16 protein-coding genes are annotated in these 23,758 nt (G+C 39.6%); 7 read left to right on the top strand and 9 right to left on the bottom strand.

Annotated elements, in window-relative coordinates; all coding sequences use genetic code 11:
* Positions 1–100 precede the first annotated feature (100 nt).
* The gene (locus J8L70_RS06730) at positions 101–2,290 is read left to right on the top strand and encodes an EAL domain-containing protein (RefSeq protein WP_211054771.1); all 2,190 of its coding nucleotides are present in this window, start codon (positions 101–103) and stop codon (positions 2,288–2,290) included.
* Positions 2,291–2,382: 92 nt separating this feature from the next.
* Entirely contained in the window at positions 2,383–4,572 is a 2,190-nt protein-coding gene (locus tag J8L70_RS06725; protein WP_211054770.1) for a YgiQ family radical SAM protein, read from the top strand.
* Between the two features lie 73 nt (positions 4,573–4,645).
* On the opposite strand, the gene puuE is transcribed toward J8L70_RS06725, so the two are convergent.
* The 8 genes from puuE to xdhA are packed head-to-tail and all read right to left on the bottom strand — an operon-like array spanning position 4,646 to position 13,726.
* The gene (gene puuE / locus J8L70_RS06720; protein ID WP_211054769.1) at positions 4,646–5,578 is read right to left on the bottom strand and encodes an allantoinase PuuE; all 933 of its coding nucleotides are present in this window, start codon (positions 5,576–5,578) and stop codon (positions 4,646–4,648) included.
* Between the two features lie 2 nt (positions 5,579–5,580).
* On the bottom strand, positions 5,581–6,801 hold the full coding sequence (locus J8L70_RS06715) for a urate hydroxylase PuuD (protein WP_211054768.1): 1,221 nt from the start codon (positions 6,799–6,801) through the stop codon (positions 5,581–5,583).
* A gap of 4 nt (positions 6,802–6,805) precedes the next feature.
* A complete protein-coding gene (gene guaD / locus J8L70_RS06710; protein WP_211054767.1) occupies positions 6,806–8,161 on the bottom strand; it encodes a guanine deaminase in 1,356 nt (451 codons plus the stop codon).
* Between the two features lie 2 nt (positions 8,162–8,163).
* On the bottom strand, positions 8,164–8,508 hold the full coding sequence (gene uraH / locus J8L70_RS06705) for a hydroxyisourate hydrolase (RefSeq protein ID WP_211054766.1): 345 nt from the start codon (positions 8,506–8,508) through the stop codon (positions 8,164–8,166).
* Complete coding sequence (gene uraD, locus J8L70_RS06700; protein ID WP_211054765.1) at positions 8,505–9,005, bottom strand: 2-oxo-4-hydroxy-4-carboxy-5-ureidoimidazoline decarboxylase; 501 nt, start codon at positions 9,003–9,005, stop codon at positions 8,505–8,507. The genes uraH and uraD overlap by 4 nt, the downstream gene beginning before the upstream one ends.
* A complete protein-coding gene (gene xdhC / locus J8L70_RS06695; protein WP_211054764.1) occupies positions 9,002–9,910 on the bottom strand; it encodes a xanthine dehydrogenase accessory protein XdhC in 909 nt (302 codons plus the stop codon). Before xdhC ends, uraD begins: the two co-directional genes overlap by 4 nt.
* Complete coding sequence (xdhB, locus tag J8L70_RS06690; RefSeq protein ID WP_211054763.1) at positions 9,907–12,240, bottom strand: xanthine dehydrogenase molybdopterin binding subunit; 2,334 nt, start codon at positions 12,238–12,240, stop codon at positions 9,907–9,909. Before xdhB ends, xdhC begins: the two co-directional genes overlap by 4 nt.
* Positions 12,227–13,726 carry a xanthine dehydrogenase small subunit gene (gene xdhA, locus J8L70_RS06685; RefSeq protein WP_211054762.1) on the bottom strand — a complete coding sequence of 500 codons (1,500 nt, stop codon included), beginning with the start codon at positions 13,724–13,726 and terminating at the stop codon, positions 12,227–12,229. The genes xdhB and xdhA overlap by 14 nt, the downstream gene beginning before the upstream one ends.
* Before the next feature lie 344 nt (positions 13,727–14,070).
* Between xdhA and J8L70_RS06680 the strand changes: the two genes are divergently transcribed.
* Positions 14,071–15,447: a nucleobase:cation symporter-2 family protein gene (locus tag J8L70_RS06680; RefSeq protein WP_211054761.1), complete on the top strand. Its 1,377-nt coding sequence runs from the start codon at positions 14,071–14,073 to the stop codon at positions 15,445–15,447.
* Between the two features lie 139 nt (positions 15,448–15,586).
* Here the strand turns inward: J8L70_RS06680 and J8L70_RS06675 are convergent, their stop codons facing one another.
* On the bottom strand, positions 15,587–17,026 hold the full coding sequence (locus J8L70_RS06675; protein WP_211054760.1) for an NCS2 family permease: 1,440 nt from the start codon (positions 17,024–17,026) through the stop codon (positions 15,587–15,589).
* 351 nt (positions 17,027–17,377) lie between these two features.
* On the opposite strand from J8L70_RS06675, the gene J8L70_RS06670 reads away from it, so the two are divergent.
* The 4 genes from J8L70_RS06670 (at position 17,378) to J8L70_RS06655 (ending at position 23,741) form a co-directional block, all read left to right on the top strand.
* Positions 17,378–18,850 (top strand): adenosine deaminase, encoded by a 1,473-nt coding sequence (locus tag J8L70_RS06670; RefSeq protein ID WP_211054759.1) that lies wholly within the window; start codon positions 17,378–17,380, stop codon positions 18,848–18,850.
* Positions 18,851–18,861: 11 nt separating this feature from the next.
* Positions 18,862–19,782, top strand: a complete 921-nt coding sequence (locus J8L70_RS06665) for a hypothetical protein (protein WP_211054758.1) — start codon at positions 18,862–18,864, stop codon at positions 19,780–19,782.
* A gap of 294 nt (positions 19,783–20,076) precedes the next feature.
* Positions 20,077–22,494 carry a TonB-dependent receptor gene (locus J8L70_RS06660; protein ID WP_211054757.1) on the top strand — a complete coding sequence of 806 codons (2,418 nt, stop codon included), beginning with the start codon at positions 20,077–20,079 and terminating at the stop codon, positions 22,492–22,494.
* Positions 22,495–22,619: 125 nt separating this feature from the next.
* Entirely contained in the window at positions 22,620–23,741 is a 1,122-nt protein-coding gene (locus J8L70_RS06655) for a purine nucleoside permease (protein WP_211054756.1), read from the top strand.
* Positions 23,742–23,758 lie beyond the last annotated feature (17 nt).

Raw genomic sequence — 23,758 nt, 5'->3', positions numbered from 1 at the left:
ATAGTAATAAGTAGAGTGACTTATATATGTTTAATCGTCGCTAATTAACTTATTAATTTATTTATATTATGCGTACCATCTTAGCCATAAAGGAGAGCAGATGCCATCATCCGAAAATGATTTTTTACTTTTTCAAGAAAGTGATTACCCAGAAGTTGTTGAACCAACAGCATTTTGGGATGTATTAATTGTTGATGATGAACCAGAAATTCATACCGTCACTAAGCTTGCCTTAACGGGTATTGAATTTTCTGGAGCAGGATTACGCTTTCATAATGCACACTCAAGTGCAGAGGCTATCAATATACTAAAGGCATCTTCTGATATTGCGGTTATCTTTCTTGATGTCGTTATGGAGACTGATGATGCTGGGTTAAAGCTGGCTAAGTGGATCCGAGAAGAATTAAACAACCAAACAGTGAGAATAATTTTACGAACTGGACAAGCAGGTAATTGCCCAGAGCAAAAAGTAATACGCGAATTTGATATTAATGATTATAAAACTAAAACAGAATTAACTCGTGATAAGTTAGTAACGTCATTGATTACGGCATTACGCTCATATCAACAAGTTTGTCAGCTTGAGTATCAAAGTGAAGCAATGAACACCATATTAAGTGCTTCTAAGGCCATTTTAAGCTTAAAAGATGTAAAGGTACTGTGTAAAAATATTATTGATTATTTAGCTGTCATTTTAGCGTGCGAACCTAAAGGCTTAATCTGTAAGCAATTACAAGATGATGAAGCAATAACCGTATTAGGCGGGTGTGAAGGCTTTGAGCAATATGCTGGCTTAAAATTAGGCGAGATAAGCCATGACGTTGTAAATAATCTAGCGCATAAATTTAAAAATGATCAGCATGTATTTGACCACGATGGTGCACTCTTTATTTTTAAAAGCGCACAACGCACTGCGGGTATTTATATTCAGTGCGATCATCCTCCTTCAGCGCTGCAGGTGAAGTTTGCAGAAATATTTTTAACCAGTGTGAGTGTCGCGCTAGAAAACGTGGGTTTATTTAATAAATTACGTGATGCCGCCTATAAAGATGGATTAACCGGTATTGCTAATCGTATTAACTTCATTGAAAACTTAGCCTCTCATTACCATGAGAACGACAATAAGAGTGTTTTAGTGTTACTTGATGTTATGGGGTTTTCAGATATCAATAATGGCTTAGGCCAAGAAGTAGGAAATGCCTTATTAATTGCTATTGTACATCGCCTACAAAAGCTACTCCCCGATGCACAATTACTTTCTCGTATAGGTGCCGATATTTTTGGGCTAGTTATTGCAAAAGATAAATTTAGTCAATGCTGTTTTATAGAGAATTTAAGGCCTTCTTTTATCGTTGGAGAGCATATATTACCTATTGGTTTTAAAATGGGGTTGTGTCATCAACATGATTTTCAACACAGTGGCGCAGAAACCTTAAAGTTAGCTTATATCGCGCTAAACCAAGCTAAAAAAGAAAGCAAAGAAGAGGGGGTGTATTTTCAAAGCCAAATGCAAAAAAATATTGCGTTGCGGTTACAGATGATCCGCGAATTAAGACAAGATTTTGAAAGCCAAAGATTAGAGGTGTGGTATCAACCACAGTTTAATTTAAAAGATTTATCGGTATTTGGCTGTGAAGCTTTATTACGTTGGCGCTCTCGAGATGGCAGTTATATTTCACCTGCCATATTTATTCCATTAGCCGAAGATGCAGGACTGATCATTGAAATAGGCCAATGGGTATTAGAGCAAGCGTGTTTGCAGCAAAAGCGCCTAGAAAGTTTAGGTTTTGAAATATGTATTGCGGTTAATGTATCGGTGCCGCAATTTAAAGTGAAAGGTTATGCTAAGCAGGTTACAGATACCTTAAAAAAATATAATGTAGCCCCTAAAAATATTGAACTTGAGGTAACCGAGAGTGTATTAATGGATGAGTTAGGCTCAGTAATAGATAGTTTAAATGAATTAAAAAGCACCGGTATTGAAGTGGCTATAGATGATTTTGGTACAGGGTATTCGTCATTAAGCTACTTACAAAATTTACCTGCTGATAGGCTAAAAATAGATCGTGCGTTTATTAAAGACCTACCAGAAAAAGACAACGGTGATATTGCTGCTATGGTTATCGCATTAGGCGCTAAGTTAGGTTTAAGAACGATAGCCGAAGGCGTTGAAACACAAGCGCAAGCTTCATTCTTACAACAGTTAGGATGCAATGAAGTACAAGGCTTTTTGTATGCTAAACCCATGCCCGAAAATGCATTACTAGAATTTATTAAACAAGCTAATTAATTAAAATTAACATGCTTAAGCGTAATAACACTAAAGCAATCAGTTGCAATTAGTGTATAATTTGCGCCTTTTGTTATTTGATGGTCAAAACTATGAGCCCTCTGCAAGCTGAACGTGCGTTATTTTCCTACCCTAAATATTGGGCAGAATGTTACGGCACCGCCCCATTTTTACCTACCACCCGTGAAGAAATGGATGCACTTGGCTGGGATAGCTGTGACATTATTATCATTAGCGGTGATGCATATGTTGACCATCCAAGCTTTGGTATGGCGGTTATTGGCCGTGTACTTGAAGCGCAAGGCTTTAGAGTAGGGATTATTGCTCAGCCAGACTGGCACTCTAAAGATGCGTTTATGGCATTAGGTAAACCCAATTTATTTTTTGGTGTAACCGCCGGCAATATGGATTCGATGATTAACCGCTACACCGCTGAAAAGCGTATGCGTCATGATGATGCTTATACGCCTGGTAATGTTGGTGGTAAACGCCCAGACCGTGCAGTCATGATTTATTCACAACGTGTGCGCGAAGCTTATAAAGGTGTGCCGATTGTTATTGGCGGAATAGAAGCCAGTTTACGCCGTATTGCTCATTACGATTATTGGCAAGAGAAGGTTCGCCGTAGTATTTTATTTGATGCTAAAGCCGATATCTTAATTTATGGTAATGCAGAGCGTCCATTAGTTGAAGTGGCTCATCGTATTGCTGGTGGCGAAACGATGGATACAATCCAAGATATTCGCGGTACAGCCGTTATTCGTAAAGAACCGTTAGTAGGTTGGCGAGGTAGCGATTCAACAGCAATTGATAAAATAGGTAAAATTGACCCTATCCCAAACCCGTACGGGGCTGATGATGTAGGCTGTAGCAAATCTGAATTTAAAAAAGCAGGCATTGATTTACAAGCCGAAGCAGCAAAGCCAATTACCATTCAACCGGCTCGCCCTAAACCATGGGAAAAAACCTATGTAAAACTTCCCGCTTTTGAGCAAGTAAGTGTTAACAAACCTTTATATGCCCATGCTTCGCGAATTTTACACCAAGAAACAAACCCTGGTTGTGCTAGAGCGTTATTTCAACGCCATGGTGATCGTTCTATTTGGGTTAACCCGCCTGCATTTCCATTAGAAACTCATGAAATGGATGATGTATTTGGTTTACCTTATCAACGTATTCCACATCCAAGTTATGGTGATGCAAAAATTCCTGCTTACGACATGATAAAAACGTCGGTAAATATAATGCGTGGGTGTTTTGGTGGGTGCTCGTTTTGTTCTATTACAGAGCATGAAGGGCGAATTATTCAAAGCCGTTCACAAGAATCTATTATTGATGAAATAGAACAGATCAGAGATAAAGTCCCTGGCTTTACTGGGGTTATTTCTGATTTAGGTGGACCAACAGCCAACATGTATAAACTACGCTGTACCAGTAAAAAAGCTGAAAGTACCTGTAGGCGTTTATCGTGTGTGTACCCTGATATATGTAAACACATGGATACCGATCATACACCGACTATCGACTTATATAAAAAAGCCCGTGAAGTAAAAGGCGTAAAAAAAATATTGATAGCCTCTGGTGTGCGTTACGACTTAGCAGTGCAAGACCCTCGTTATGTTAAAGAGTTGGTGACACACCATGTGGGCGGCTATTTAAAAATTGCACCAGAGCATACAGAGGACGGTCCATTATCAAAAATGATGAAACCGGGCATGGGAGCATACGATCAGTTTAAAGCGTTATTTGATAAGTATTCGAAAGAAGCGGGTAAAAAACAGTATTTAATCCCTTACTTTATTTCGGCGCATCCAGGGACAAAAGATGAAGATATGGTGAATATGGCACTGTGGCTTAAATCGAATGATTTTAAGTTAGATCAGGTGCAAAACTTTTATCCTTCGCCAATGGCAAATGCGACCACTATTTACCATACCGAAATGAACTCATTACGTAATATTAAAAATAATACGGAACAAGTTGCGGTACCTAAAGGGGCACGTCAACGTCGATTACATAAAGCTATTTTACGCTATCATGATCCATCAGGCTGGCCAATGATCCGTGAAGCTTTACGAAAAATGGGTAAAGCAAAACTTATTGGTAAAGGGCCTAATTGTTTAGTGCCCGAAGAAGGCCGCGATGAAAAACAAGTAAAGGGAAGTAAGCATACAAAAGGAAAAAGTGCGCGTCCGGCATTAACGCGACATACTGGGTTTAGCCAATTTAAAAAAGCGAATACCAAGCCTAAAGTCGGTGGTAATAAGCAAAGAGCACGATAAAGGCAATAACAAATAAAAAAGGGTTAACTGTTTAGTTAACCCTTTTTTATTGAGTGTTTAATAAGAATGAGACTTAATCTTGCTGATAAGGGTGGGTATCATGCCAATGCTGTGCAATTTCTGCGCGAGTAGCAAACCAAACCCCCTCAAACGATTGCGCGTATTGAAAAAAGCGTGACAGAGCTTTAATACGTCCTGGACGACCAATTAATCGACAATGTAAACCAATTGACATCATTTTAGGGCGATTTTCGCCATTTGGATCGCCCTCTTCATATAAAGTATCAAATGTATCTTTTAAATAATTAAAGAATTGGTCGCCGGCATTAAACCCTTGTACCGCCGCAAAGCGCATGTCGTTTACATCAAGGGTATAGGGAACAATTAATTGAGGCTTGCCTTGTTTAGTGCTCCAAAAGGGTAAATCGTCACTGTAGTCATCGGCATCGTATAAAAATGGCCCATTCTCAACAACCAGTGCGGCCGTGTTAGGACTGGTTCGTCCGGTATACCAGCCTTGAGGTTTTTTGCCGGTCAGCTGCTTGATAATCTCTACAGCTTTGAGCATATGCTCGCGTTCGGTGTTTATATCTATATTTTGATAATTAATCCAACGCAGGCCGTGGCTCGCAATTTCGTGGCCAGCGGCTACAAACGCTTTTGCAACATCAGGGTGGCGTTCAAGTGCCATCGCTACAGCAAAAATAGTGACTGGAATATCGTATTTTTTAAACAATCGTAACAGTCGCCATACTCCCGCACGAGATCCATACTCATAAATAGATTCCATACTAATATGGCGGTCTTCTACATGAGGCGCACTGACTATTTCAGATAAAAAGGTTTCGGCAGCAGGATCGCCATGCAGTACACAGTTTTCGCCGCCTTCTTCATAATTTAATACAACCTGTAGGGCAATACGTGCCTTGTTAGGCCATTTTGCGTGGGGGACTTGCGCACCGTAGCCAATTAAATTGCGAGGATAATCGTTATTTTTTACAGTCATTATTATTTCTCTTTTTTAACATCAGCAAGCCACAGGGCTAAAGTATCTCGCTCGGCATCGGTCATTTTGGTCACATTAGCAAAGGGCATATCTTTAGTAATAATGGCGCGAGTATGAATTAATGCATTTACTTTTTTAGCGGCTTCGATTGAATCTAATTTAAATCCCAAAGGAGCTGTTTGAAATATTTTTGAACGCGGTGCTTCACTGTGACATTCAGTGCAATGGGTATTAATAATTTGCCATGCTTGTGCATCGCTTACACTAACAACATCCGTAGAGGCAGTTGTATTGGCGACTGTTGTTTGTTGGTTTTTAGGCCAAGGAGCTATGGCTAACATTAAAATTAAAAAGGCAGCTATACCGCTTATTAATACCGATGGTTTATTTACACCTTGATGTTTTAAATTAAAAAAGTGACGTATCCACATCCCGATAATAAATAGGCCAATTAAGATTAGCCAACCAAAATCGTGGCTATAGGTATAAGGAAAGTGATTACTTAACATGATAAAAATGATGGGCAAGGTCGCATAATTATTATGCACAGAGCATTGTTTTGCTTTTAATCCAGGGGCGGAGTCTGGAATACGACCCGCTTCAATTTCGCTGACCATATAACGCTGCCCCGGCATTATGATGTGATAAACATTACCTGCCATACAGGTACCAATCAGTGCGCCGACGTGAATATACACAGCTCGGTCACTAAAGAGTTGATCAACCCCCCATGTCCATAGAGCTAATAGGCTAATAGCGACAAGACTAAAGGCAATGCCTTTTTCAACAAGCGGGCTTTTACATAATAAACGATAGCCAATATAACCTAAGGCTATGAACCCTAAAGAAGCGGCAATAGCGGTAAATTTACTTAATTCACTTTTACTGCTGTCGAGCAGGTATACATCGGCACCTACATAGTAGAGTAAGGTAAATAATAGCGTCCCGCTGATCCAAGTAGTATAAGCCTCCCATTTAAACCAATGTAGGGTACTTGGCATTTTTTGCGGTCCATTTTGATACTTAGCCACTTCGTAAAAACCGCCGCCGTGTATAGCCCATAAATCGCCTTTAATCCCAATATCTTGCTTATGTTGAGGCGGGGTTTGTAAATTGTTATCAAGCCACACAAAATAAAATGATGCGCCAATCCATGCAATGCCTGCGACCACATGAAAGTAGCGAAACATTAAGTGGGCAAGCTCAAATAAATAATTTTCCATTGGTTTAAGCCTCTGTAAGTGAAGGGGAAAGGGGGGCTGCAAAAGGGCTGTTTGCATCACGTTGATAAATACAGTTACCCATAATATAAGTGTGCTCTATACAGCGGTCATCGCCTAACATCATAATAGCAAATAGCTTTTCATGTAACGTATGAGCATGTTGTAAACGAAATTCTAAAAAGTCTGTAGCGGCAAAATCAATGACAATAAAGTCCGCTTCGCAACCTAGGTTAAAGTTACCTATGGTGCCTTCTAAATCAAGGGCACGTGCACCACCTAACGTAGCCAGGTAAAGTCCTTTAAATGCTGAAAACTTTTCGCCTTGTAGCTGTTGTATTTTGTATGCTTCATTACCTGTTTGTAACATTGAAAAGCTAGTGCCTGCCCCTACATCGGTACCCATACCGACATTAATGTTATGTTTTTCGCAGGCTTTTAAATCAAACAATCCTGAGCCTAAAAATAAATTAGACGTAGAGCAGTGTGAAATTGCCGCATTATTATCACTTAGGCAGCATAATTCGCGCTCAGATAAATGAATGCTATGGGCAAATACCGAGCGCTTACGCACTAGCTCAGCTTGTTCATAAACCCCTAAGTAATCGGGAGCATCAGGGAATAAACTACCGACCCATTCGCATTCGTCTTTATTTTCAGATAAATGGGTATGTAAGTAAGCATCGGGGTATTCTTTTAATAACTGGCTGCACTTTTGTAATTGCGCTGGGCTAGAAGTGGGCGCAAAACGAGGGGTTACTGCATAGCTCAGTCTATCAACGTTATGCCACTTTTCGATTAAAGCTTTAGACTCATCGTAACTGCTTTGTGCGCAGTCTGATAGATCTTCTGGGCAATTACGATCCATCATCACTTTACCGGCTATCATTCTTAAATTGCGCTTTTGCGACGCCTTAAAAAAAGCATTAACTGATTGAGGATGTACCGTACCAAATACCAATGCCGTTGTGGTGCCGTTACGTAATAGTTCATCTAAAAAGATGTTAGATACGTGAGATGCGTACTCTTCGTCTGCAAATTTTTTCTCGGTTGGAAATGCATACTCAGTTAACCATGAAAGGAGTTGTTCGCCGTATGCACCAACCATTTCGGTTTGTGGTAAATGAATATGGGTGTCGATCATTCCAGGCATAATTAGTTTGGCGTCGTGGCGTATAACTTTTACATCACTGTGTAACCCGTTGAGAATATCTTGCTCGTAGCCTAGCTTCACAACTTTACCGTGCTCTATTAACATTGCGCCTTTTTCAAAGTAACGATATGCGCGCTCACCAGCAATGGTTGGATCGTCAACAAAGTCTAATATATTGCCACAAATTACTTTTTTATTATTGTTGCTCACAGTTAACTCCCTCTGTAAGTTGAAAAACCAAAGGGTGAGAGAAGTAACGGAATATGATGATGCTTAGTATCTTGTAATCTAAAGGTAATTTGCGCTTCAGGGTAAAATGCCGCTGTGGTTGTATTACTGTAGTAGCTATCAAGGTCAAAAACTAATTTATAGGTAGCAAAATCAATCAGGGTATCAGGTGCTAACCAATCGGTAATGCGGCCATCGTCGTCGGTGTTTGCTTTTGTTAAAAATAGCCATTCATTATCAACTAATTTATAAAGCTCTACAGCGACATTTACCGCCGGTTTTCCGGTGCTTGTATCTAATATATGGGACGTAATTGGGCTTTTGCTCATAGTAATTTCTCTAATCTAATTTTGGTTATTTTTGCCTGCTCGCCAGCCGCTATCATGAGTTCTTCATCACGATCGTTATTAATGCGTTGCTCGATAAGTGTTAGCATTTGCGCTGCACTTTTACCGGTGGCACACACAATAAAAATAAAGCCAAACTTTTCTAAGTAAGCATGATTTAAACGAATCATTTGCTCTAGTGTGTGTTTATCTGCTTCACTCATTGCTGATTGTTCATGGCCTGCTTTATCTGCGGTTGCAGCATATTTTTTGCTTAAGGTAGATAAATCCCCAATTTGTGGGTGACCTTCAAAAGCGGCTAAGTAATCGCTCTCACCTAACTGTTGCCATACAGTCTCTGCGCTAGTAAAAATTTGCTCTTGGGTGTTAAAAGGCCAAAGCGCCATCATGCCTTCAACCCAGCGAGGAGCAACACAGCAATGCGTTAGTTCTTGTTGTGCTTGGTGTTTAGATAAGTCATTAAGTTTTATTTTGCTCATAATAAGGTTTCGCTATTAGTCAAAGTGGTGCTGTCGTTGGTATTTATTAACGCATTTTTTAATGTACGCCATTGTAAGCCTTGGCGTTTTGGAGCAGGGGGTTGCTGCGCTTGGTAGAGCGAAATAATTTGCCCGCTGACTGATACAGCCACTTCCATCGGTAATTTACCCGTCACGTTTTCAAGGCCAACAGGGCAGTGCATAGTTGCAATTTGTTGCTCGTTAAATTGACGATGAGCTAAGCGTTGCTTAAAGCGTTGTGCTTTAGCGTCTGATCCAATCACTCCTAACCAGTTTGCATCACCTTGTTTTAAAATGGTCTGTGTTAAAGCAAAGTCGAGTTGGTGGTTATGCGTTAAAATTAAAAAGTGACCATTTTTAGGGGCTAACGCCACTTGTTGCGTTGGTTCTTCATCTACAATTTTTGTTACGTTACTAGGTAATGACTCGGGAAAGACGTCACTGCGACTATCAATCCATCGGATACGTATGGGGAGCTGCGCTAATATGGTAATTAATGCGTGTGCAACATGCCCAGCACCATAAATATCTAAGCTAAAGCGTTGGCATTGCATGCACTCTAGCATAACGGTAGCAACCCCTCCGCAGCATTGGCCTAAACTGGCGCTTAAGTTAAATTGTTCAATAACTTGAGTGGCTTGTTCGCCGGCTAATAGTTCGCGTGCTTTTTCGATCACTTTATACTCTAAATGGCCGCCACCTAAAGTGTCGTAAATATGCTCTGCGCTAATAACCATTTTTGTACCACTGGCACGAGGGGTTGAACCATTTGTGCCTAATACGGTTGCAATTACGTAATGGGTGCCACTTTGTTCATGGTCATATATTGCTTGCGCCCAGTTTTGAGTATGAAAGCCTTGGAACGACTGATTTAAGTTGCTCATACTTGTTCCTGCTGCCATTTGGTTGTTTGCTCAATGGCGGCTAACACTCGCTCAGGTGTTGCGGGGGTATCTAATGGAGCTGTGTAACGGTAATCACTGACACTGCTAATGGCGTTTCTAATGGCACTCCATACACTAAATGCCAGCATAAAAGGAGGCTCTCCCACAGCTTTAGAGCGAAATACGGTGGTTTCGGGATTTGCTGAGTTATACAGTTTTACATTAAATTCACTTGGGGTATCGCCAATAGCGGGTATTTTATAATTGGCAGGCCCAAAGCTGGCTAATTCGCCTTTATTGTTCCATTGCAAATCTTCGCAGGTTAACCAGCCCATGCCTTGTATAAACGCTCCTTCAATTTGTCCTATATCAAGAGCGGGGTTAATTGAGCTGCCTACATCGTGCACTATATCTACGCGTGTTACGGTATTTTCACCGGTGAGTGTATCTACTTCTACTTCGCTAAGGGCGACACCATGGGCGTAATAGAAAAAAGGTCTACCTTCACCTTTTGCTCTGTCGTAATGAATTTTAGGGGTCGCATAATAGCCCGTTGATGACAGTGATACTCGGTTCATGTAAGCAAGGTTTGCCAGTTCGCTAAAACTGATTTCGCCTTTGCTAAAGGTGATTAGGTTATTTTTAAATTCAATACTTTGCTCTGGTGCTTCAAAGTGCTCTTTAATAAAATCAATTAAGCGTTGTTTTATGGTGTTAACCGCATTGAGTGCTGCCATTCCATTTAAGTCTGTTCCGCTAGATGCAGCAGTAGGCGACGTATTAGGTACTTTATCGGTACGAGTGGCGCTAATTGTCACTGCTTCAAAATCAACCCCAAACCCATGAGCCACTATTTGCGCTATTTTGGTATTTAAGCCTTGGCCCATTTCGGTGCCACCATGGTTTAAATGAATCGATCCATCACTGTATACGTGCACTAACGCACCGGCTTGATTTAAATGCTGCACAGTAAACGATATACCATATTTTACAGGGGTCATCGACAGACCCTTTTTAATGATAGGCGAGTGTTTATTAAACTCTTTAATGGCGTCTTTTCGTGCCCAGTAATCGCCAGATTGCTCTAACTCGCTAATCATATCTTTTAAAATATGCTGCTCAACTGTTTGATGGTAGGGCGTCGTATCTCGTGTTGGTCGATATAAATTTAATTTGCGAATTTCTAGTGGATCTTTACCCAGCTTCGCGGCTATATCATCCATAATCAGCTCGCCCATAATCATCCCTTGTGGGCCACCAAATCCTCTAAATGCGGTATGGCTGACTGTGTTTACTTTACAGCGATTACCTTGGATTTTAGCGGCAGGGTAGTAGTAGGCGTTATCAGCATGAAACATAGCGCGGTCTACAATGGCGTCTGATAAATCGGGTGAATAGCCACAAAAACCATTTACAGTTATATCAGCCCCTTCAATTAAGCCGTTTTCATCAAAGCCGACATGATATTGGTTATAAAAAGGGTGGCGCTTGCCTGTTAATCTAAAGTCATCACTGCGTGATAGTCGCAGTTTTACAGGACAGCCTAAATAGTATGTTGCTAATGCGGCTAAACATGCCCATGGCGCCCCTTGGGTTTCTTTACCACCAAATGCACCGCCCATACGGCGTGTTTCAACTGTAACAAAGCTAAATGGTTTATTTAAAATTTTAGCAATTAAATGCTGTACTTCAGTAGGGTGCTGCGTTGAGCATTGAACATGAATCCCCCCGTCATTATCGGGCTGCGATAATGCAATTTGGCCTTCTAAATAAAAGTGCTCTTGGCCACCTATATTAATATCACCTTTAAGCTGGTGGTGTGCATTCGCAATGGCTTGAGCGCTATCGCCTTTATTAAGTGAGTGAGGCGGGCGTACCCAATGTTGTTTTTCAATGGCGTCTTTAATATCAAGCACAGGAGTACTTTGCTGACATTCAATATTCACCATTTTTGCTGCTCTGCGGGCTGTTTCATGGCTATCTGCAACCACCACTAAAATAGGTTGCCCGTGATATTGAATTAGGTGCTTAGTGAGGAGTATATCGCCAGGAAAAACGGGACCAATATCTAGTTTACCAGGGACATCATCGGCACCGAGTATGCGTTTTACTCCTTTGAGGGCTAATGCTTTACTGGTATCAATAGCGGTAATCGTCCCGCTGGTAATGGGAGCAAGTACAGGGTACGCATGCAAGCAACCTTGTGGGACCGGGTTATCATCGGCATAGTTAGCATTACCGCATACTTGCTTTATTGCACTGTCGTGGTATTTCGATTGACCGACACTGCCACCTTGTGCTTTTAATTTATCCATTTCAAAGTGACGCATGTGAAATCCTAGTAATGGCAATTAAGTTATCTGGGTTTTTTAATTCGCTGTGGCAAAACTCAATACCGACACGGTGTAAAAGGTTTTTCGTGACGTTTATACGATATTCAGCACTTGCGCGTACATCACTCATAGGTGAAAAGTCAGAATTAACGTGTTTCGCTGCCTCTTTAAAGCTGGCTACGCTTAGTGGCAAACCCACTAATTGCTGTTCTATATGGGGCGCATTTTTGGGGGTGGCTGCCATCCCTCCCATAGCACAACGTGCATGAGTAATCGTGTTGTCGTTGTGTTCAATAGCAAGCACTAAGCACACCGTTGAAATATCATCTTCGAAACGTTTTGATATTTTATGACAAGCCAGTTTTAACGATTTACTGCGTTTAGGGATGGTTATATTGCTAATAACTTCATCTTCTTTTAATACGGTTTTACGGTAATCTAAGAAAAAGTCAGCCACATTTATAGTCCGTGTTCCTCGTGCCGATAATAAATCCATTGTGGCGTTAAGTGCGATAAGTAAAGGCGCTGGATCGCCTATCGGTGAAGCGTTTCCTAAACTGCCACCGAGTGAGCCTCCATTACGAACTTGCGTTGAACCTAAGCGTTCAAATAATTCTTTAGCCTCAGGGTAGTAGTGACAAAATTGACTAACAAATTGGCTATAAGGTAAGGATGCGCCAATATTTAGCTCACCTTCATTGTCTTTCAACTGCATCAATTCGTGGGTTTGGCTTAACGAGATAATGGTATCGGGCAGTAACAGGTTTTGGCTTAACTCAATGGCAAAGTCGGTGCCTCCTGTGACTAAATGGGCGTTTAAGTGTGATGATTTTAATGCAACTAATTGAGCCGCAGTTTGTGGTAAATAAAAGGTGCGCTGCTCATTTGTTAAAAAAGGTACTTGGTTTTGCTCGCAGCTTATAGACGCTTTAAATTGTGTCGCTAATGCGCTGTAGTTTTCACTGCTGCGTGGGTAGCTATAAGCCTGCTCGGCAGCTAATAATATAGGGCTGTAACCCGTACAGCGACATAAATTACCACCGAGTGCATGTATTACGGCCGATTTTCCGGGATAAGTCGGGTTATTTATATAAAGTGCCAATAAGCTCATAATAATGCCCGGCGTACAAAAGCCACATTGTGAACCATGACATTCAACCAATGCTCTTTGCACTGGGTGTAATTCGTTTAATGTAGGATAAAGTGAGGGAGTGACTCCCTCAACGGTCACAATATGCTTAGCGTGCGCGTTACCTAGTAGTAATAAGCAACTATTCATGGTTTTATAATGCCAAGAATGCACCCCTTGCGGGTTCACTATTTCTTCGCCGACTAATACGGTGCATGCACCACAATCGCCAGTTGCACAGCCTTCTTTGCTGCCCACTTTCCCTTTATTGGTGCGAAGCCAGTCCAAAATGGTGAGACTTGGCGAACATTTTTCTACTTCTATTGGTGTGTCATTTAATAGAAACTGAATCAAACTGACCCCCTTAACCCTTTTATAGCCTTTATTTTAAAAGGCTTTTTATTTGTTTTTTGTTGTTGTATACGCACGGGTATTAATTATGTTTTGTCATCTTGGTAAGTATATTGCAGATATTATGCCATTCTTGACCGTTTGGTCAGTAGAGCTTATTGACTGCATTTATGCAAGTAACAAGTACTAAATAATTATAAAAATAATTGTGCTATTTGTTGTTGCCAGAAATGTGTTAGTTGCTCGCTTTAATGATTTATCTCGATAAATTAATTGATATGTAAATGCTTTGATAAAGCCATTTATGTAATTAAATTCTCCCTTTGGGGGTATGTAGAGGGTATACAATGGCTAAAGACGCAACATCATCAAATGATATTATTTTTGCAGTAGAAGATAAGCCCGGTGCGATGGAATCTTTTTTTGCAGGCTTACAGCATGTGTTAGCCAGTTTTGTTGGGATCATAACTCCGACCCTTATCATTGGTGGCATTTTAGGATTGGGAAGCGACATTCCTTATTTAATTAGTATGTCGTTAATTGTTTCTGGTGTGGGCACATTTATTCAAGCGAAGCGGTTTGCAGGAATTGGAGCAGGCCTTATTTGTGTACAAGGAACAAGTTTTGCTTTTTTAGGCACAATTTTGGCGACAGGTTTTGCAGTTAAAAACAATGGGGGCTCGAACGATGAAGTACTCGGTACTATTTTTGCCGTTGCGTTTTTAGCGGCCATTGTTGAAATTTTTATGAGCTTTTTTATTAATAAACTTGGCAAAATTATTACTCCAGTGGTTACCGGTGTCGTAATTACAATGATAGGTATTACCCTGATAAAAGTAGGGATGATAGATATTGCCGGAGGGAAGTGGTTACTTGATAACATGCCAGATCAATTTGCATCGGCGAGCCATTTGTTTGTTGGCTTTAGCGTGGTTGCTTTAGTGGTGGCACTTAACGTAAGTAAAAACCAATGGATCAGATTAACCGCTGTCGTGGTTGCTATGGTCGTGGGGTGTATTTTAGCTGCGCTACTTGGGAGCACTAAATTTGAAATGGGCGAATTTGATTTAGTGGCGATTCCAATACCTTTTAAATATGGGTTTAACGTGGATATAGGGGCTTTAGCGGCTTTTGGTTTTATTTATTTGATTACAGCGATTGAGTCTACCGGCGATATCACTGCAAACTGTGCTATTTCTAAACTACCGGTTAAAGGACCTAGTTATTTAAAGCGTGTACGAGGAGGTATTTTAGGTGACGGTGTCAACTCAATGATTGCTGCCGTATTTAACACTTTTCCAAATACGACCTTTAGTCAAAACAATGGTGTGATTCAGTTAACTGGAGTGGCAAGTCGTCATATTGGGCTTTGGATAGGTGCAATATTAGTGATTTTAGGCTTATTTCCCGTGATTGGTGCCGCATTACAAAATATACCCAAACCGGTATTAGGGGGAGCAACACTGGTTATGTTTGGCACTGTCATGGCGGCCGGGATAAAGATACTCACATCAGAAAAAATTAATCGTCGTAGTTTATTAATAATTGCGGTGAGCTTTGGTATTGGATTGGGAGTCAATTTTGTCCCTGAGATATTTTTAAATGCGCCAACTTATATTAAAACTATTTTTGGTAGTGCAGTTACGGTCTCTGGTTTAACAGCGATTGTGCTCACTATTTTATTACCGCAAGATAGTGCCGATGAATTGAGCTCTACATCATAGTTAGCATTAATATACACAATAGCAAAGTATTTGCGCTACATATCACATAAGCGAGTGTGGCTATACAAAAAAGGGGGGTTACATTATTAATGTAACCCCCCTTTTTTCACCCCGGTGGGTGAGCATTTTTTAAATGATGTTATTCATGCAGAAAAATAAATTTAGCAATAAATAAAACAGTGAGTGCCCATACACCTTTCGATACTTGGTTAGATTTACCAGTACCGACTTTAAGCGCGGTATAAGTGATAAAACCAAACGCGATACCATTAGAAATTGAAAAGGTAAATGCCATCATTACCGTGGTGCAAATAGCGGGGGCATATTCTGTTAAATCATCCCAATCTAACCCTTTTAACGAGCTCATCATTAGCATGGCGACATAAATAAGTGCTCCGTCTACGGCAAACCCAGGCAGCATTTGCGCAAGAGGCAAGAAAAACACCCCCATCAAAAATAACAAACCAATCGTTACCGCAGTTAATCCCGTTCGTCCACCTGCTGATATCCCTGTAGCCGATTCGACATACGAGGTAACCGGTGGGCAACCAAAAGCGGTGCCGATCACCGATGAAATAGAGTCGGCTTTTAATGACTTATTCAAGCCTTTTATATGCCCATTCTTATCTTGTAGATTAGCGCGCTCAGCCACCCCCATTAAAGTACCCGCAGTATCAAAAATATTCACAAATAGAAAGGTAACGATCACAGGAATGAGTGCAACTTCAAATGCTCCCATAATGTCTGCTTTAAACAAAATTGGCTCAATAGCAGAAAATTCAGGAACCGCTAATAGTCCGTTGTAACTGATGAAACCGCTGGCGGGAGCAAATGATTTTGCCGCCTCTGCAACAACAAAAAAATCAGTAGGCAGCACCCATGTCATTATAAATGCAATAAGAGTTGTCGTTGCTATTCCTATAATAACCGCGCCAAAAATATTGCGATAACTTAAAATTGCAATAAGTAAAAAACTGAGAAAGCCAAGGGCAGGGGCTTCGGGGCCAAACTCACCAAAACCAAAATGACTAAGGTCGGCAATGGCTAATAGGTTGTCAGGGCTGGAGATTACAATACCAGTAAAACGCAAGCCAATAAATCCAAGAAATAAACCCACACCAGCAGTCATGGCAAGGCGTAAACTCATTGGTATACTATTGAGCATCCACTCTCTGAGGCGTGTGACACTCATTAAAACAAAAAGTACCCCTGATAAAAATACAGAACCGAGTGCTATTTCCCAGCTATAGCCCATAGAGCCCACAACGGTGAAGGTAAAAAAAGCATTTAACCCCATACCTGGCGCAAGCCCAACGGGCCAGTTTGCATATATCCCCATTAAAAGCGTCGCAATGGCCGCCCCTAAACAAGTTGCTAAAAATAAACCATCAAAAGGCATCCCTGATTTTGACATGATCATAGGGTTTAAAAACATAATGTAAGACATGGTTACAAAGGTTGTTAGCCCCGCCATTAACTCTGTTTTAACTGATGTGTTATGAGAAGATAATTTAAACCAGCGTTCTAAAAAACCTACTTTATTCGGGGTGATATCGCCAGTTTCATCTACTTGGCTCATTTTTTTCTCTCTTATTATTTTAATTGAATGATTGTAAGTTACTTGTGAATATTACGGTTTTAGTGATTTTTTATTGTTGAATATTTTTAAATTGGCATTCGTTTATGTTAAATATATATTCAGGTTAATGCTAACAAAATCACAAAAGCTCGTATTTATGTCAACATTTATCTTTAACTTAGTAATGAATTTTAATCATCTTAAAAAATATACTTATCTAAGTGAAAATAAAATAACTACTTAGCACTTAACTATAAATGATATAACTTAAGTCGTGCGGGAGAAAATAGCCTTAAAGTACCTTTAAGTACCTAAATAAAAATAACTAAAATCTAAAATAGAAGGGTAACCATGTTGTCATCACTACGAATTATATTAGCTGTAACGCTATCTATTGGTTTATTTATGTTTAACAACGTCAGTGCAGCCGATGCGGTATTTAGCACTGAGAGCGACCAAAATACATGGTTTGATGAATTTAAAGCGACAGCATCAGATGAGCAATTATATACATTTTTATATAATATGCCCAAAGGTGGAGAATTGCATAACCATTCAAGTGGAAGTAATTTTCCTCGCTGGTGGTATGCGCTTGCAACCAACCCTAAATTAAATGGCGGGTATACTTATTATACTAAAACGTCTTTAAACTTATGTCAGGGGTATGGCCAAAATGCATTTGGTTTTTCGCCTCCTAATCTCACCTTTATTAATATTAGCGAACATACCTATCAGCAATTAAGCGATTGTGAAAAGAGCAACTACAGCGCTTTATCATCGCTCACTAAAGTGCAAAAAGAAGCGTGGAAAAAAAGCCTATGGCTAGATAAAAAGTATGAAGGGAGAGATGAGTTTTTTCAAACTCATTGGCAACGCTTAAATGAATTAACCAACAATCCTTATATCGCAGCTGAAATGCTGGTAAAAAATATGAAAGCATTCGCAAATGAAGGCTTAATTTACCTAGAAAGCCAATTTAATGTAAATGCATTTTATACACCACAAGGGAGCTTAGCATCGCAAGATACGGCACTGGATATTGTGCGCAACCGTTTAAGCAAGGAAGATGCTAAAGAGACAGGGGTTACCGTTAAGCTGATTTTTCAATTATTACGTTTTGCTCCTAATGCTGAACAGCAGTTAGTCGATATTTATAAATTTGTTGATAAAAACCGTGATATTTATGTCGGTATAAATATGGTCGGTAGAGAGGATAATGCTAAAGGCCATCCATTACGATTTTTATCGACACTGCGCGAGCTTAGACAAAAATACCCAGCAATTTCATTAACTATTCACGCAGGTGAAGTCGATGAGCCGAACTTTCATATCAGAGATACGTTATTACTAGGTGCTGACAGGATTGGGCATGGGGTTAATTTACTCGGTGATCCGCAAACCGTTTTATTAATGCGCCATAATAAATATTTGATAGAAGTAAATTTAATCAGCAATTTATTACTAGAATATGTTGATGATTTTAGTAAACATCCCTTTCCTGAATTTTTACGTACAGGTATTCCGGTTGCTTTATCAACAGACGACCGAGGTATGTTTAACTCAAACCTAACCGATGAGTTTTTTATAGCTGTTAAGTCATTTAACTTATCGTGGCAAGAAGTTATGTTACTGAGCGAAAATTCGCTTAGTTACAGCTTTTTAGCTGCAGAGCAAAAGCAGCAATTGTTAAATCAGTTTAATAACAATATGGCACAATTTTCTCAACGTTTTAAAAAGCAGGGTGAAAAAAGCTTAACAAAAAAAGCGGTAATAAATGAATTTATTAAACGCCACTATCCGACATTAAATACGCACTCTAATTAGGTTTTTAAGCAATGAACATTAAAAAAAATTATATCGGTTTCACATGTATTACCTATTTTGCATTTGTTTTATTTAGTCATGCTTATGCGAAAGAGGTTTATACAGATATTGTAAAAAATGCGCAATTAGCCGAAGTTGCCCATGCTTTACAGCCTGAAAAAAGCCAAGAGCAAGCCGCTTATTTATTACTTGCTAAATTAGGTTGCTTAGCCGTCGACGATACATCTACAAATGAAAAAAAGTTGATTGAAGATTGTACTGCATTAAAGTCTTTTTCTGTCAGCGCCGTTAGCGTCCCCGATGCGCTTAGAGACCTATTTAACCAACTGCTAAAACAAGGTGTCATGCAAGGTTACAATATAAAAAAACAAGCGGATGTAACCACCTTAGCGTCGGGTAAAAACAGTTTAGTGTATGGTCACAGCTCGTTAGTGCATGCAAAGCAACTTATTGCTTTATTAACGGCAAATAATATTGATTTTACTTCGCAGCTTATTGCTAAAAGTTCTGCATTTAATATTAGAGATGGGTGGGATGATGCGCAGCCGGGCCAAGATAATGTAAAAATACGTGTTGCCCAAGAGTACGATATTCGCTTTAGTTTTGCCGATGAAAAAACGTTAACAAAGTTTATGCCACTCATTAATCAATACGCTAAAAAAGACGATAACAGTGAAAGCGGGTTGATTATTGATGCATGGTGGCAACCGTTTTACCGTACGCTAAGTGCTCGTGAAGATTATCATCAAGTACAGCGAATATCTGTAACGTATGAAGGGTATGTTGCGTCTAGCTTAGTATTAAATACAGATTTAGAAAAAACACTCAAACAAATTAATGCTCATATCGATAATGAAAAATTTGTTGTGTTTAGTGAAAGTATCTGGGTAAACCCTGCTTTTTTTCGTTACTTAAATGGTGATTATCAATAGTGTGATAATTGCAATATGAAAATATAACAAGGTGCTAAGTTGGTGCAATTGCTCTAATCTAGTGCTTTGTTTTTAAATGTAAATTAATATCTTCTAAATATCATTTCCTTTACTTTGTTAACATTGTTAAACAAAACAGTAACTTAACGTGCTGTTTAAATAAACAGATTGTTCTGTTTTTTAAATTTTATTAATGGCACTAATTGTGCTTTGTTACTCTGTTGATAACTAAAAAAACAAAAACAGCAATTATATAGTTGCTTTTCAGTTCATCTAAACGGGGAAATATTAACAATGAAAACAAGAGAGTATAAAGCAAATTACCTTGCTTGCGCTATTGCGTTAGGTTTAGGTATGTCGACAAATGTATTTGCGGCCGAAGAGCCAGTTGCAGATGCTGATGCAAAAGATATTGAAAAAATTGAAGTTAGAGGATCGCTAGGTAGCTTACCGGGTGAGGCTGTTGAGTCGGTATTTGGTTTTGGTGTGTCTATTTTAGAGACTCCTCGTTCTGTATCGACCATCAGTGGCGAACAAATGGAACGTTTTGCTATTGGTGATATTGATGAGCTAGTAGCCTTTGCACCGGGTACTTTTACTCAATCATTTTTTGGTGTGGCAGGGTCATTAGATGTACGTGGTACACCGGGTGAAACTTACTTTCGTGGTGTAAAGCGTTTAGATAACCCAGGTAACTACCCTACACCTATTGGTGCATCAAGCAGTATTGATATTGTTAAAGGTCCTGCTTCACCTATTTATGGTCCAGCTAAAATTGGTGGTTACTTAAACTTCACGCCAAAATCTTCACGAGCAACAGCAGGGCAATACCTTGAAGAAAACAAAGGTGAGTTCTCGTTTACCGCAGGTAGCTGGGATAAAAATATCATCACAGCTGAAGTAGGTGGTCCGGCTAAAATTAATGGTAAAGACGCGGGTTTCTATATTTATGGTGAAATAGAAAACTCAGGAAGTTACTACGATAATACTGATACAGACCAAACGGTTTTACAGGCTTCATTTAATTATGATGTTTCTGATAATTTTAGATTTGAAATAGGTGGTATGTACCACAAGTTTGATGGTAACCAAGTAGCAGGTTGGAACCGTTTAACACAAGATTTAATTGATAACGGCACTTACACAACAGGGACGGCTCAACCATTAGATTTAGATGGCGATGGCTCAATTTCTCACCAAGAATACAACGAAGTAAACCTCGCTGGTAATAGCTTTTTTTACGTACCAGGTTCATCGTTTACAGATAGTGAAGCCACTGATGCAATGATGCTTGAAAATGTTGGCACTGCCACACTGAGCCATAATCAGGTGCTTGTTGCTGCCGATGATCAGCTAGTGAATACGGCTCAAACATTTTACTTTGATATGTTTTACTACCTCGATAATGGCTGGGAAATTAAAAACCAGTTATTTTATGATGGATATGAAAACTTAAATGAAAATGCGTATGGTTTTGCGCAAAAACACGATAGTTATGTAATTGAAGACAAAATTGTATTTTCAAATGCATGGGAAATTGGCTCGCTATACGCGCAAGTGCAAATTTCTCCATCAGTACGTTATACAAACTTTATGCATGCTGATGACTTTACCCATGAGTACTTCGATCGCCGTGATTTAACAATGGAATCGACTGCCCTTGACCGTCGCTTATTAGCGACACGTATCGATAAAGATTACGATAACTACGATACGGGTAGCTACACAGATTTAGGTTTAGGCGCAATGACTAACCTAACTTGGGATTGGGGCTTAAACATCTTACTCGGTCTACGTTATGATACGATAGATATTGATAGTAAGAGCCACGATTACAAATTGTTAGGTGCTGAAGATTCGACCGATACAAGTAATGTAACACAAATAAGCGATACAGTTAGCGGTACATCTTGGAATACCAGTATTTCTTACAAATCAGAGTTTGGTTTAATCCCTTATATCACACTTGCTGAGCAAGCTACTTTGGTTGCTGGTCAAGGTGCTGAAATTGGCGTTGGGCAGGTGGAAAATGGCGCATTTGATACATCGACACTGACTGAGTTTGGTTTAAAAGGTTCATTCCTTGAAGGTAGCTTGTATTTTGCATTATCAATGTATGAGCAAGAACGTACTGATTACAATGCACAATCAATTACGACCAATGCAACAACACGTAACGAAGGTACTGAGTTAGAATTACGTTGGGTTGTTAATGATCAACTTGTAGTTAGTGGCGGTTACACTAACTTAAAAGTGTATAACTTAACCGCTATTGAAGATGGCAGTCAGTTTGGTTTCTTAGGTGCTGAAGATTTAACTAATCTTAGCGACCCTTCATTAATCTACGGTGGTGCTGTTATCGGTTTAACATTAGTACCTGATGAAGAGTCTGGTTTAAAAGCCGGTGTACCTGAAAACATTTATAGTGTGACAGCAACTTACGACTTCGAAAATGGCTTTGCAGCTAACTTAAGTGTTGTAGATGTTGACTCAACTTATTCAGGCTTCTCACAAGCGGTTGAATTACCAGCATATACTTTAGTAAATGCCGGTGTTTTTTATGAAGCGAAAGATTGGACTGCAAGTTTTACCGTTAAAAACTTAACGAATGAAACTTACTACCGTGCAAACTTCCCTGATTTATTTGGTTCTCAAGTTGTATTGCCTGAGTTACCGCGTAATGTTCAAGCTAAATTTACTTATAAATTTTAAAGTAAATAGCAAACCCATAACCACTGTTTAAAGTGATTTGTGGTTTCTTCCTAGAAAGTGAAACATAGTGATTTATGTTTCACTTTTTTTTCAACTTCTGACATATAAAAAGAAAAAGGAAAAAAATGAAATACTTATTTAACACATTATTACTTTGTGCTTTTACACTGCTTGTTACCGGTTGCGAGCAAAATACAAATATCAGCAAAACCACTCCCGCAGCTTCTCAAGAGCCAAAAGTAGAGGTGAAGGTTGTTGTTGTGAACATGTTTGAAATTGGTGAAGATGAAGGTGATAAAGCCGGTGAATTTCAATTATGGAAAGCAGGACAAAAATTAACAAAGAAATTTGATTTTCCACAATCACACCATGACCTGTATTTTAATGAAGAAACAGGTGTTTTAGGCATGGTAACAGGTATGGGTACAGCGCGTTCAGCTTCCGCTATTATGGCGCTTGGTTTAGACCCTCGTTTTGATTTAACAAAAGCTTACTGGTTAGTCGCTGGTATCGCTGGTATCGACCCGCATGATGCATCAATTGGTTCGGCTGTATGGACTACATGGTTAATTGATGGTGATTTGTCTCATGAAATTGATGCGCGAGAGATACCCAGTGATTGGGAAAGTGGTTATTTCCCGTTATTCTCACATGGACCTTATAAGCAAGGAGCTACGGCTGCTGCTACAAATCATACCCCAGCAGGTGAAGTATATAAAATTAATGCACAACTTGCCGATTGGGCTTTTGAGTTAACAAAAGAGACACCATTAACCGATTACCCTGCAATGCAAGCACTTAGAGCAAAGTATGTTAATTACCCAAAAGCACAATTACCTCCTTTTGTACTTAAAGGCGATCATATGGCGGCATCTACTTTTTGGCATGGTAAATTACTTAATGAGTGGGCAAACTCATGGAGTAAATTTTGGAGTAATGGCGAAGCTAACTTTGTCACTTCTGGTATGGAAGATACAGGTACTTATCAAGCTTTAACGTATTTAGATGCGGCAAATAAAGCCGATAAAAGCCGTTTTATGGTGCTTAGAACGGGCAGTAACTATAGTATGCAGCCAGAGAGTTTAACTGCGGCAGAGAATTTAAAGTTAGAAAGTGGTGAAAACGGTTTTGCTGGGTTGCAATCATCATTAGAGTCAGCATACTCAGTGGGAAGTATTGTTGTGAATGATATTGTTACTCACTGGGCAGAGTATAAAAACTCTTTACCATATGAAGTGAATGAGTAAGTGATATCTGCGGCTTA

This window comes from Pseudoalteromonas sp. MMG010 (assembly GCF_018100905.1).
Taxonomy (GTDB): domain Bacteria; phylum Pseudomonadota; class Gammaproteobacteria; order Enterobacterales; family Alteromonadaceae; genus Pseudoalteromonas.
The sequence above is the reverse complement of the archived record's forward strand: the minus strand, read 5'-3'. Positions and strand labels throughout refer to the sequence as shown.

Coding starts and splice junctions, on each gene's coding strand:
- J8L70_RS06730 (WP_211054771.1), top strand. CDS start 101: ATGCCATCATCCGAAAATGATTTTTTACTTTTTCAAGAAAGTGATTAC.
- J8L70_RS06725 (WP_211054770.1), top strand. CDS start 2,383: ATGAGCCCTCTGCAAGCTGAACGTGCGTTATTTTCCTACCCTAAATAT.
- puuE (WP_211054769.1), bottom strand. CDS start 5,578: ATGACTGTAAAAAATAACGATTATCCTCGCAATTTAATTGGCTACGGT.
- J8L70_RS06715 (WP_211054768.1), bottom strand. CDS start 6,801: ATGGAAAATTATTTATTTGAGCTTGCCCACTTAATGTTTCGCTACTTT.
- uraH (WP_211054766.1), bottom strand. CDS start 8,508: ATGAGCAAAAGCCCAATTACGTCCCATATATTAGATACAAGCACCGGA.
- uraD (WP_211054765.1), bottom strand. CDS start 9,005: ATGAGCAAAATAAAACTTAATGACTTATCTAAACACCAAGCACAACAA.
- xdhC (WP_211054764.1), bottom strand. CDS start 9,910: ATGAGCAACTTAAATCAGTCGTTCCAAGGCTTTCATACTCAAAACTGG.
- xdhB (WP_211054763.1), bottom strand. CDS start 12,240: ATGCGTCACTTTGAAATGGATAAATTAAAAGCACAAGGTGGCAGTGTC.
- J8L70_RS06680 (WP_211054761.1), top strand. CDS start 14,071: ATGGCTAAAGACGCAACATCATCAAATGATATTATTTTTGCAGTAGAA.
- J8L70_RS06675 (WP_211054760.1), bottom strand. CDS start 17,026: ATGAGCCAAGTAGATGAAACTGGCGATATCACCCCGAATAAAGTAGGT.
- J8L70_RS06670 (WP_211054759.1), top strand. CDS start 17,378: ATGTTGTCATCACTACGAATTATATTAGCTGTAACGCTATCTATTGGT.
- J8L70_RS06665 (WP_211054758.1), top strand. CDS start 18,862: ATGAACATTAAAAAAAATTATATCGGTTTCACATGTATTACCTATTTT.
- J8L70_RS06660 (WP_211054757.1), top strand. CDS start 20,077: ATGAAAACAAGAGAGTATAAAGCAAATTACCTTGCTTGCGCTATTGCG.
- J8L70_RS06655 (WP_211054756.1), top strand. CDS start 22,620: ATGAAATACTTATTTAACACATTATTACTTTGTGCTTTTACACTGCTT.